The following is an 11,328-nucleotide window of genomic DNA, read 5'->3' on the forward strand; positions in this document are numbered from 1 at the left end:
GGTCAGGTAAAATCACCCGAAGAGCTCATCATGTCACTACTTTGGGGGGGAATTTTCACTTGCCACGCATCCTCGTTCTCGCAGATCTAGGCAGAGAAAATTACCATGTAGGCGACGAAGCTATGGGCATCACCGCAGCCACCCAGCTCGTTGACCGCGGTTTTGAGGTCCATATAGGAACCACGAACCTAAAACACTCTGAACACAATATTGGGGTGGCTCACGGCTATATCCACACCCTAGAATTTCCCAGCTCCCCTGCCGAACGAGAACAATATCTAGAAGAAGTCCGCCAACACCTTCTAGGGCAACCAGCCCGCCCTGAAATAGAAGAATTCACCCAGGCGATGGCTGAAATAGATGGCATTCTCATTGCTGGCGGCGGAAACATGAATTCAACCTACGGGTGGTTACTTTACGAGCGAGCCGCCTATGGGCTCATTGCTCAAACCTTCGACATCCCCCTCGTTATCTCTGGTCAGTCCCTTGGCCCTGTGCTCACAGATAAAGACTCCGAGATTCTTCAGGAGTTACTTTCGGCATCCCGCCTGGTAGGCGTAAGGGAGATTAGCTCCTACCAGTGGACTCAAGACCATAATGTTCCTGCTCATCACATGATTGATGACGCCACTTTCTACGTCTCCGAACACAGGCAGCTACCCGGAGAAACAGTCCCGCACCTCCCCGATCAATATATTTGCGCTACCTTCGTGGGGTTAGATAACGAGCAGATTCAGCATGTGGCGAAGGCACTCGATGAAGCCTATAAGGTCCATCATCTTCGTACGGTTTTTGTTCCCCACAAGGGCACCCCTGGCAGGAAAGATGAAGACTACCTCGTCCATGCGGCTATCGCCCGTCAGATGAATTCAAAACCAATCGTGCTCCCCATCCTCCATGCTGATGCGGCTGTTTCGATTCACCGCAACGCTTATGTTGCGATAGCTAACAGATACCACCCCGGCGTATTTTCTCTCTCATCAGGCGTCCCATTTATAGGGCTGATTCCAGATGCCTTTACCGATATGCGCCTGAGAGGAATGATGTCCCACTACGGGGCGGAGAACTACACGATCCCTCTCGATTCCGCCGATGCTACCGTCTATTCCTCTGCGCTGGACGAAATAATTCGCTGGCACGACGACATTTCGTCGACCCTTTTTCAGCGAACCTCTCAGCTACGTTCTTTCTCTGAAGCATGGTGGAACGCCGTAGAACAAGCCCTGACAGGTTCTGCCGACCTACAAAACAAACTGCCAGCCCTCGCGCCAGCTGTTTCTTTGACGCCGCAGAGCTGGGCCCCCGTTACTGCGGAACAGCGGAATCGCATCTACCGCCGTTCTTTAGAAATCGCACAAGGCTACGCCGACCAAGACCGCGAGCAGTCATGGGAAAGGGACTATCAGAACCGCCGCGACAGGATGGAGCCCATCAGCGATGAAATCCGCCGGGCGGTCAAACAGAACCTCACCGATGCTCCCTTGGCGAGCGTCGTCATACCTACCCTCAACGCCGCCGACGTCATAGGGCACCAGCTAGAATGCCTGAGCCGTCAGGTAAGCGCCCCCGCTTTTGAAGTCATCATCAGCGATAACGGAAGTACCGATGCGCTGGGTGCAGTAGTTGATGGATTCAGGGATCGGCTCAATGTGCGTATAGTCGATTCCTCAGAAATTCAGAACGTCTCCTACGCCCGCAACGTAGGTATCGAGGAGGCGCAAACCGACTTTATTCTTATTTGCGATGCCGACGATTTCGTCTGTGAAGATTGGGTTCGCTCGCTCTACACCACACTCAAGAATCACCCGAATTCTTACGTGCTGGGTCAATACCTCAATGTTGCAGATACCGGGGACTTATCCCTAGAAAACCCTGAAATCTACCAGCTCTTTACCCAGCCCAAATGGCAAAATCTCTTTATCCAGGAACCCAATCCCCACGAAAAAATTGAGGTTCATTTCTTTGTGGGTGGAGCATCTTTCGGTGCCAGAAAACATGATCTCCTTGCGCTGGGAGGATTCGATTCATCCTATAAACGTGGCAGCGACGACTGGGACTTTTGGGCACGAGCCCGCAAAGCGGGTATGCAACAGGTTGAATCCTACGGCGCCGCCGTCCTTTATCGAATTTCGCAGTCTCCCCGCAAGCAATTCCGCAGAAATTATTTCTACGCTCTCAACGATGTACTCGTAACAGTGCGCTACCCCGAACAGGTGCAGAGGGACATTTCCCTGCTCAAACAGGGGTTTGTGTTAGCAAAAACGCCTTACCGGCTCTTCAAATACAAGGACGCGCAGAGTCGCCTCAAGACTTTTTCTGAAGGAGGGTACGCACTAGGGGCGGTGGCTGGTTTCTTGAAATACAAGCTCCTCCGCCAAGTCCCTACACCCCTTCTGATGAAGCGCAGTTCATAACCATGCTGCACCAGAGATAAAAACAATTACTGAAGAAGTAATTTTATTTTTCTCTTCGCTGTGCCAACCGCTGTAGTTTAGTGCTGATGGTACGAGCTCGCCCCCGTACGCTTAGCGCCCGTTCAACTCGTTCTAAGCGCGCAGCTTGTTCGCGTTGGGTAGCTTCGATTCGTTCTAACCGATTCAGGACGTCGAGGAGCAACTCGTGGCTGTGGTGAACCGCTTCCTGGACCTCATTCGCCAAGTGCGCGTTGTAAAGATAAGGAGCCAGATGCCCGCCTTGGGCGAGGTGCTCCCGAACCGCGTCGCTTCGTACTCGCGCGTCAAAGAATTTGTGTTCTTGCGCCGCCGCGTACACGCTATTGGAGTCGGTTCCAGTAGCGTTCAAACGCTTGGACCAGTGGGCAAGGTTCTCGTGAAGAAACAGAACCTTATGTTTGGAAGCAACGCGCACGTTGAACTCCCAGTCACCGACCACCGGTAGGGTTTCGTTGTAGTAGCCGATTTCATCGAGCAGACGGCGGCGGTAAAGAATGCCAATCGGTACTGCGCGGTTAATGCGGAAGAAATCAACCACGTTCATGCCCTGTAGGTTTTCCCAGAAGGGGCGTGATTCTACGAATTCGAAGCCCGATTCGGTGATTTTTTCGAAGTATTCGTCGGTGCGCACGACTACCATGACGTCGTCGTTCTCTTCCAGCGCCGCCACAGTTTTTTCGAGGAAGGTGGGTTCCCAGAGGTCGTCGTCGTCATGGATTGCAATGAATTCCGATGCGCAGGCGCGAATGCCAACATTAGAAGCGGCTTCCATTCCTCGACTAATCTCGTGGTGGATAACCTGAACGTTTGAAAGCGCAGAGGCCTCAATCAGACGGTCGACGGTAGCAGTGTCCCCGCCGTCATTGACCACCACGGTATGTACTCGCGCGAAAGTCTGCTCGGCAATGTTCGCCAGGGCGCGTTCTAGAAACCGCGGACGGTCTTTAGTGCGAACGATAACTGCTACAGAATCTTGCATGTTCTTCTTCCCGGGGTCAGTTGAGATTTCTTTAAAACTCTATCGTGAAAGAGGAAGGTCTACTTGGGTGAGTGGTGTCGGAATTCGCGAGCATCGCGGGCGCCCATCACGGCAACAGAGACCGCCATTAGTCCTGCCCAGATCCACCATGCGCCGGGGAAACCACCGGCTTGTGCTAGCGTGCCTAACGCTAGCCCGCCCAAGCCAGTGCCCAAATCGAAGTTCGCGTTCCATGCCACAGAAGCGCGGGCGTTATGCGCCGGGCCGGCGTCGTTGAGCGCGCGGACCATCGTCACCGACTGCAAAAAGCCGTAGCCCGCACCGACCAATAGCACGCCAAGCAGAAGCAGTATGGATCGTGTGTTGCCCTCGGCGCCAGCGGCGGAAAACCCAATAAGGACGGCGCCCACCGCAGAAAGAGCCAGAACCGGGGTCATGAGCACTCGGGTACCGAAACGATCCGATAGGGAACCGCCCCAAAAGCGTGTGGGTGCGGCAGTAATCGTCAGAACAAGGAGGGCAATCGAGGCGACGAGCGCGGAGGGGGCAATATCTATAGCGAACGTCATGAACGCCCCGCCCGCTGCGGTAATCAGGGTCAGAGTGAGCAGAGCAGGCCAGATAATACGCAAAACTGAACCGGCACCTGCCCCCTGCTGGGATGCAGAGGCGGGGGCTTGCGCCGTCCGAGCGTCCACCAATTTACCCAGATGCCAGGCGAAGGGCGCGCCCAAAACCGCAATCAAACCCAGGCACAACACCGGGCGAAACCCCAGTACCTCAATGAGCCAAGGAGCAAGAGGAGTAAGAATCATCTGCGGAACGGCAGCAGCTAGACCGTAAAGCCCAACTGCCTGCCCGCGTCGTTCGGCAGGGATTAAAAGAGACAGTGCCATAGAGCCACACACCGTCACGATACCGAAGCCCACGCCGCGCAAAGCCGAGCTGACTAGTGCTAACGGAAGGTCAGGGGAAATCGCTTGAAGGGGCGAACCCAACCCCATGAAAAGCGTTCCAGCCACCAGAGTCTTTTGCCAACCAAACCGAGCAAGAGCCGGGCGAACCGCGAAAAGTTGCGTAGCAACAGTTACCGCCATCAGCGCCGCCGTCACAGTTCCTGCGCCCATCGCTCCGGCACCACCGGAAGCTACCCATGCAGGGGACGCCGGCAACAGCAACGAAAGGCTCGAAATAACCGCCGCGAAGGTAGCGATAATAGAGATCATGCCCGGCATCTGAATAACTTTTTGCTGCACACGCTCTCCTTACGAAACCTTCATAGACACCGGCGCGGCACCGCCCCCATAAATTCTGCGGAATGTGCGCACATCACCGCACCAGATTACCAGTCGCCCATAGCACGCGGGTTAATATTAACCTCATGCCGATTCTTGTAAACACGCTCAACTATCATGACGGTTCCTCCACTGAATCAAAAACTTTGGACGAAACGTATGCCGCTCTCAAAGAGCGCAACGACGTTAACGCATTTGTAGGTATTAGCGACCCTACAAATGACGATATGCACGCTCTCACTTCCCATTTCGGCATGAATGAGTTAGCAGTAGAAGATTCCACCGAAGGTCACCAGCGGGCTAAACTTGACCGCTACGGTCATACTTATTTCCTGGTGCTAAGACCTGCAGTGTATTTAGACAAAGAGGAAGAAATTCACTTTGGCGAGATTCACCTTTTCATGGGTGAAAATTTCATGGTGGCTATCGTGAAAGATTATCTGCGTAAAGAGTCAAATGTTAAAACGTTATTGGAAGATATCGCCTCCAAGATGGAGAACCTTAAGACCCCGTGGGATATGGTTCACGCCGCTCTTGATTCGGTAGTAGACCGTTATTTCCCTGTAGTTGAAGGGCTGGAGAATGATAGTGACGAGATTGAGGACGCCCTTTTCTCTCCTATGCCCACCGATACCGCCGGCGTCTCCCAGCGTATTTACGCGCTACTCAACGAGATTTCCGATTTTAAGCGCGCTTGTAAACCGCTGCTTGGGATGCTCGATACTCTAATGGAGCGGATTCGCGCGACGGCTGATACTGATAACCCTGAAGATAAGCAAGAAGCTATTCATGATGTGCGTCAGTTCCGAGATGTTAAGGACCACGCGATTCAAATTAATGATCGTATTGATGACTTACGGAGCACTTTGCAGAACGCTCTTGAAGTGAACAGCATTCTGGTGGCCGAGCAGCAAAATGACGACATGAAACGCATTTCAGCGTGGGCTGCGATTTTGGTAGCACCGACGATTATCGGATCCATCTACGGCATGAATTTCGAAAATATGCCTGAACTACAATGGCCGTGGGGGTATCCCGCTTCGCTTTTGTTGATGGTGGCGGTGTCTACAATCCTCTACCTAGTATTTAAAAGAAAAAACTGGATGTAGCGAAGCGTGTGAGAGACGCGGCTTGCCGAAGATACGGCATCGACCGACTAACCTCTAGTACCCCAGCTTCGCGTTTTTCAGGACAGGCACTGCTTGCTCGGCCTTTTCGATGATATCGAGATCCAAACGAACCACTTTGAGGTCTTCGCCTTCGCCTAGTTCAATGAGGGGTTGCCCGAAAGGATCTGCCACCACGCTAAGGCCAACTCCGGTGGGTGCTTCCGTTTCGACGTCGGGGCCACCGACTACGGGGTTCGCTTGATCGACGCCGACTACGAAGCAGTTGGAATCCAGTGCACGAGCGCGGGTGAGAACCTGCCACTGTTGTTTTTTGGTGGGTCCGGCTGCCCAGGAGGTGGGCACGACGATAACTTGTGCACCGGCGCGGGAGAGTTCTGCGAAGAGTTTGGGGAATCGGATGTCGTAGCAGATGGCAACGCCAACCGTTACGTTTCCTACTTTGAAGGTACAGAGTTCTTCGCCGGCTTCGACGGTGTCTGATTCGGAGTAGCCGAAGGCATCGTAGAGGTGCATTTTGGCGTAGGAGTCGCGTGTGCCGTTGGGGCTGTAGATTCCAGCGACGTTGCGAACTCGCTCCCCCGCTGGTTCGAATTCGCCTACCACGATGGTGATGTCATGCTCGTGGGCGAGATTTGCCAGGCTTTTTTGCCAGTGGTCAGAGTGCTCGGACGCGGCGCTGAAGATGTCGGTGCCGAATGCGGACATGGTCGCCTCAGGAAATACCACCAGGTCAGCCTGCTTCTGGGCGCTCTCGCGCACGAAGTCGGTGACTTTTTGCAGGTTAGCGGCGACGTCTTCACCGCTGCCGATTTGAGCGAGTGCGATTTTCATGGGGTCCTCCTCGGTTGCTTAGTTAGAAATCTACAGGATGCCGGCGGGGGTTGTGCCTGAAACGCTCAAATTTAGTACACAAAAAGCGTTGAATGCTCATCTTGTTCGGTGAGCATTCAACCCTTTGAGTGTACTTTTGGGTCAGCTTGCCGGGCAGCCACGCGGCGACATACTGTGCCGGACATCCTTCTTCTCTAAAACAATCCGTTTGCACTAGATAGCGCACGAGGTACCAGAACATTTCCCAGTACTGTGTGCGCTATCTGGTACAAACCTAATCCAGCAAAAACCGAAGGACACTATGCCCCAGGAGCGACATACGGCGATGGTCCTGCAAGTGTGCGGAGAGGTTTCTCGAAGTTACAAAGCTTCATGAAGCGCACATACATTACGCATAGACAGACGCATAGATTTTTGAAGAGGTCTATAAAAGAATCCCCGTTGGATGAGGCTTGGAGTCTGCGAAAGTTGCAAGTTCTTCTTACCTCCGGGTTTAATATCGCGGCTTCTAGGCGGCGTTGCCGCATTCCATCATTTTCCTCTACCGCTACTTCACGATGGAAACAACTACTGAGGATTCGCACGTATTCTTGTTGGGCTTCATACATCTTGAAATTTTTACTCATTCCTGACCGTAGGAATGGCGGGAGTACAAGAAGCATTAGGATAACGACTAGAAGTACAAGGAAAACAAATAATGAAATCTGCTGATAAAAAGCCATCCAGCTGATTTCTAAGAGCATGAGTGGTCCAAAAATATACAGTGTGAAGTTCAGGAGAGCAAACAATCCTTCGAGAAAAAGCGAAGGTCCAAAATACGGCATATGAGTTATCCTCTGTTTCATCACTGCAGCGTAGGGAACCTTAAGAAGATTCTTCTGAATCTCGCTCTGATAAGGAGTTTCTTTCAGGACTTCTTTCTCCCATCGGGCAGCGTCTGCCGCATAGTTGTAATCCTCTAATAGATGTTCTACTAGTACTTCAGAGTCGTCAGAGCTCTTAGCCTGGTGGTAAATATTTGCCGAGATTTCGAGCCGCTTTAAAGCCGGAGGTGTTGCCTCGTTTGTGTTTTCAATAGTTCGGCGTGAAATCCACATAGAGACAACAGCAGATATGAGAACGGTAAAAAGCGGGTTGAACAGGCTAGTAAAATTCTTGAATGCCTCTGAGCTCAGGAGGTCTTGCATAACGTGGTCCTTTCAAAATACGAGCTCATCGTATAAATAGGCACTGACAAGATAAGCCATCTTTACGAACTACCTTGTAATATTTCGCTTATCGGTTATGACCCGGCAGCGACCGCTCCTCAAAGTCACCGAATTCTCTCGGTATGTTCTACATTTAGAGGTAGGTATTTGCACTTCTGAGAGTTAGGTTTCCCTCCCCTATGGCGAGTTCGCTGAATTATTCACAGTTCATTTGGAATGTTGCTGATGTGCTGAGAGGTACTTATAAGCAGCATCAGTACGGCGACATCATTTTGCCGTTCACGGTTTTGTACCGTCTGGACGCTGTGTTGGAACCGACTAAAGATGCTGTTTTAACCGCGATTTCTGGCTACGACGCGGACGCCGAGGTACCTTTGGCTATGCTTCGCTCGCGAGCTAAGCATGAGTACAGTTTTTACAACTCGTCGAAGCACACTTTGAGCTCCATTAAGGGTGATGCTGATACTTTGGAGCAAAACCTACGCTCCTACATCAACTCTTTTTCGCCTAACGTGCGCGATATTTTCGAGAAGTATAAGTTTGAAGACACCATTGCTGAGTTAGCTGAACATGACCTCCTCTTCCAGGTGGTTCAGCATTACAGCAAAATTAATCTTCACCCAGATAACGTCTCTAATGAGGAGATGGGCAATATCTTTGAGGAGCTCATTCGTAAGTTTGCGGAAGCTTCAAATGAGACTGCCGGTGAGCATTTTACTCCTCGGGAAGTGATTGAGTTGATGGTGACTCTGTTGCTCACGGATGAAGAGGATTTGATGCGCCCGAATATTACTCGGGATGTTTATGATCCGACGGCGGGTACCGGCGGCATGTTGTCTGTGGCGGATGAAAAGATTAAGAAGTTCAACGATACTGCCCAGGTGAATCTGTTGGGTCAGGAGATTAATCCTGCGTCTTACGCTATTTGTAAGGCGGATATGGTGGTGAAGGGTCAGGCGATTGAGAATATCGCCCTGGGTAACACCCTGACTAATCCTGCGTTTGAGAATCGCACTTTTCATTATGGTTTGAGTAATCCTCCTTTTGGTGTGGATTGGAAGGGCGCTAAAGCAACTGTTGAAGCTGAGCACAAGATTGCCGGTTTCACAGGCCGTTTCGGTGCGGGTCTCCCCCGGGTTTCTGATGGTTCACTGTTGTTTTTGCAGCATTTGATTTCTAAGTTGCGTGAGCCCAGTTCAGGTGCGAAGCAGGGTGTTGCTGATACTGGTGGTCGCGGTGCAATCGTGTTGAATGGTTCGCCCTTGTTTACTGGTGGTGCCGGTTCGGGTGAGAGCAATATCCGCAAGTGGGTTTTGGATAATGATTATCTGGAGGCAATTATTGGTTTGCCTACGGATATGTTCTATAACACCGGCATTTCTACCTATATTTGGATGCTCAATAAGAGCAAGAAGGTTGAGCGCCGCAATAAGGTTCAGTTGATTGATGCAACTGAGATGTTTGAGAAGATGCGCAAGTCGGTGGGTTCTAAGCGCAAGAGGTTGAGCGAGGATCATATCAAGGAGATTGCGCAGCTTTTTAAGGCTTTTGAGTCTGCTGATGATAAGCGGTCTAAGGTTTTTGCTCGTGAAGAGTTTATGTATCGCACGATTACGGTGGAGCGTCCGTTGCGCCAGAATTTTGCGTTTACCCAGGAGCGTGTAGAGATATTGTTGGCGTCGCGCGATTTGGCTAAGTTGAAGTTGGACGACACCGTTGCCTCTGCACTGCGCGCAGCTTTGGAGCAGCGTGTGGTTGAGGCTGGCGGTGTAGTAGAGACTGACCGCTTGGAGTTTGAGAAGCAGTTACGAGAAGTATTTGATTCTGCCGGCGCGATTGTTAAACCTGCCGCGCTAAAGAAGTTAGCGGACGAGCTTTCGGCTCGTGATGAGACAGCCGACCCTGTTGTTAAGGCAGGTAAGCCGGTTGCCGACTCGACGTTGCGTGATACGGAGAATGTGCCTTGGGACGAGGATATTCATGAGTATCTAGAACGTGAAGTGAAGCCGTTTGTTCCTGATGCTTGGATTGATGAGTCGAAGACGAAGGAGGGTGCGGAGATTCCGTTTACGCGGCATTTCTATGAGTATGTGCCGCCGCGCTCCCTGGAGGAAATCGACCGCGATCTTAACGAGGTGCTGGGCAGAATTCGTGAGCGTTTGGAAGGGTTGGGGAAGTAAATGAGTGCCCAATGGATAAAGTTACGATACTTAGCAGATTTCAATCCTGGACCACCAAATGCGGTCAGAAATTCGTCTGAAAGTTTTCCTCTTTACCCCATGGAAGCAATTAACAATTTTAAGGCCCCAAACACAGCAATCAGCCATGAACCAGTTTCTAAACTACTCAGCGGATACTCATATTTAGAACCCAGAGATGTAGCATATGCGAAGGTCACGCCTTGTTTTGAAAATGGGAAAGGGATCATAGGCACAGATTTACAGGATCCGTCCTTTGCCACTACAGAACTAACAGTTCTTCGCCCTAAGCCCGGCATCAGCCAGCGATATCTAGCCTATTTATTACAGTCACCTTTGTTCAAGAATCAAGCTCAATCATCTATGACTGGAGCCGGCGGGCTTAAAAGAGTTTCCGAACAGTTTGTCAAAGATATCAAACTACCTGTTCCTTCTTTTAGAGAACAAGAAAAAATCGCAGACCAGCTTGACCACGAGTTGGCCGAAATCGAGGCCTCTATTGCAGATCAAAATCAACTTCTTAATCTTCTTCACGAACATCTTAAAGCAAGCATTTCCCATCACGTTCAACCAGCAGAATTGGCAGAACAAGCAGGAGTAAGTGAAATTACCATAGATGGAATTTCTTGGAGGAGAACCACTGTTGGACGAGTTACCACAATTAACGGTGGTCAAGTCGATCCTAGAGTTGAGCCGTACGCATCTATGATTCTCATTGCTCCCAACCATATTGAGACAGGTACAGGGCGCATACTCTCTAGCGAGACAGCAAAAGAACAAGGAGCAGACAGTGGAAAATATGTAGCTCGTAGAGGACAGTTGCTATTTTCAAAAATTCGTCCAACTTTGTTGAAATCAACGATTGCTCCAGAAAACTGTTTATGTTCAGCAGATATGTATGCAATAAGCGCTGACGAAAATTGGCTAACTAACAAATTTTTAATGTACTACTTTCTATCGAAGAATTTTCAAGATACAGCAGATATTAACTCTGAGAGAGTCGCTATGCCAAAGCTAAATAAAGAAACTTTAGCTTCAACCACTCTCTGGATCCCTAATTTCACAAAGCAGAACAGCGTGGAAGAAATATTGAAAAAAGAAATAAGTAATACACTGGAAAGTGTATCTCTTTTAAAAAAATCAATTCATTTAAATAAAGAAAAGTACAATATAATAATTAAAGAGAATCTAAAGCAAGGTGGTAGCAGATAATGACGTATTATCACTTAAACAA

General features: G+C 50.3%; 8 protein-coding genes. 4 read left to right on the forward strand and 4 right to left on the reverse strand.

Annotated features, from left to right (window positions below):
- The first annotated feature begins 59 nt into the window (after positions 1 to 59).
- Positions 60 to 2,414, forward strand: a complete 2,355-nt coding sequence (locus tag A7E48_RS06215) for a polysaccharide pyruvyl transferase family protein (protein ID WP_068170931.1) — start codon at positions 60 to 62, stop codon at positions 2,412 to 2,414.
- A 43-nt stretch (positions 2,415 to 2,457) separates the two neighbouring features.
- Here the strand turns inward: A7E48_RS06215 and A7E48_RS06220 are convergent, their stop codons facing one another.
- Both A7E48_RS06220 and A7E48_RS06225 read right to left on the reverse strand, forming a co-directional pair.
- Positions 2,458 to 3,432: a glycosyltransferase family 2 protein gene (locus A7E48_RS06220; RefSeq protein WP_068170934.1), complete on the reverse strand. Its 975-nt coding sequence runs from the start codon at positions 3,430 to 3,432 to the stop codon at positions 2,458 to 2,460.
- A gap of 59 nt (positions 3,433 to 3,491) precedes the next feature.
- On the reverse strand, positions 3,492 to 4,688 hold the full coding sequence (locus A7E48_RS06225; protein ID WP_083147238.1) for an MFS transporter: 1,197 nt from the start codon (positions 4,686 to 4,688) through the stop codon (positions 3,492 to 3,494).
- 125 nt (positions 4,689 to 4,813) lie between these two features.
- Between A7E48_RS06225 and A7E48_RS06230 the strand changes: the two genes are divergently transcribed.
- Positions 4,814 to 5,836: a magnesium and cobalt transport protein CorA gene (locus tag A7E48_RS06230; RefSeq protein ID WP_068170937.1), complete on the forward strand. Its 1,023-nt coding sequence runs from the start codon at positions 4,814 to 4,816 to the stop codon at positions 5,834 to 5,836.
- Between the two features lie 54 nt (positions 5,837 to 5,890).
- Here the strand turns inward: A7E48_RS06230 and A7E48_RS06235 are convergent, their stop codons facing one another.
- Together A7E48_RS06235 and A7E48_RS06240 are read right to left on the reverse strand one after the other, a co-directional pair.
- Entirely contained in the window at positions 5,891 to 6,688 is a 798-nt protein-coding gene (locus tag A7E48_RS06235; protein WP_068170941.1) for a carbon-nitrogen hydrolase family protein, read from the reverse strand.
- Positions 6,689 to 6,987: 299 nt separating this feature from the next.
- Positions 6,988 to 7,875, reverse strand: coding sequence for a hypothetical protein (locus tag A7E48_RS06240; RefSeq protein WP_068170942.1), 888 nt, complete (start codon positions 7,873 to 7,875; stop codon positions 6,988 to 6,990).
- 200 nt (positions 7,876 to 8,075) lie between these two features.
- Here A7E48_RS06240 and A7E48_RS06245 point away from each other — a divergent pair, with 200 nt between their 5' ends.
- Both A7E48_RS06245 and A7E48_RS06250 read left to right on the forward strand, forming a co-directional pair.
- The gene (locus A7E48_RS06245; protein ID WP_068170945.1) at positions 8,076 to 10,076 is read left to right on the forward strand and encodes a class I SAM-dependent DNA methyltransferase; all 2,001 of its coding nucleotides are present in this window, start codon (positions 8,076 to 8,078) and stop codon (positions 10,074 to 10,076) included.
- Positions 10,077 to 11,306: a restriction endonuclease subunit S gene (locus tag A7E48_RS06250; protein ID WP_068170948.1), complete on the forward strand. Its 1,230-nt coding sequence runs from the start codon at positions 10,077 to 10,079 to the stop codon at positions 11,304 to 11,306.
- Positions 11,307 to 11,328: the final 22 nt, after the last annotated feature.

This window comes from Rothia sp. ND6WE1A (genome assembly GCF_001683935.1).
Classification (GTDB): domain Bacteria; phylum Actinomycetota; class Actinomycetes; order Actinomycetales; family Micrococcaceae; genus Rothia; species Rothia amarae.

Coding starts and splice junctions, on each gene's coding strand:
- A7E48_RS06240 (WP_068170942.1), bottom strand. CDS start 7,875: ATGCAAGACCTCCTGAGCTCAGAGGCATTCAAGAATTTTACTAGCCTG.
- A7E48_RS06220 (WP_068170934.1), bottom strand. CDS start 3,432: ATGCAAGATTCTGTAGCAGTTATCGTTCGCACTAAAGACCGTCCGCGG.
- A7E48_RS06250 (WP_068170948.1), top strand. CDS start 10,077: ATGAGTGCCCAATGGATAAAGTTACGATACTTAGCAGATTTCAATCCT.
- A7E48_RS06245 (WP_068170945.1), top strand. CDS start 8,076: ATGGCGAGTTCGCTGAATTATTCACAGTTCATTTGGAATGTTGCTGAT.
- A7E48_RS06235 (WP_068170941.1), bottom strand. CDS start 6,688: ATGAAAATCGCACTCGCTCAAATCGGCAGCGGTGAAGACGTCGCCGCT.
- A7E48_RS06230 (WP_068170937.1), top strand. CDS start 4,814: ATGCCGATTCTTGTAAACACGCTCAACTATCATGACGGTTCCTCCACT.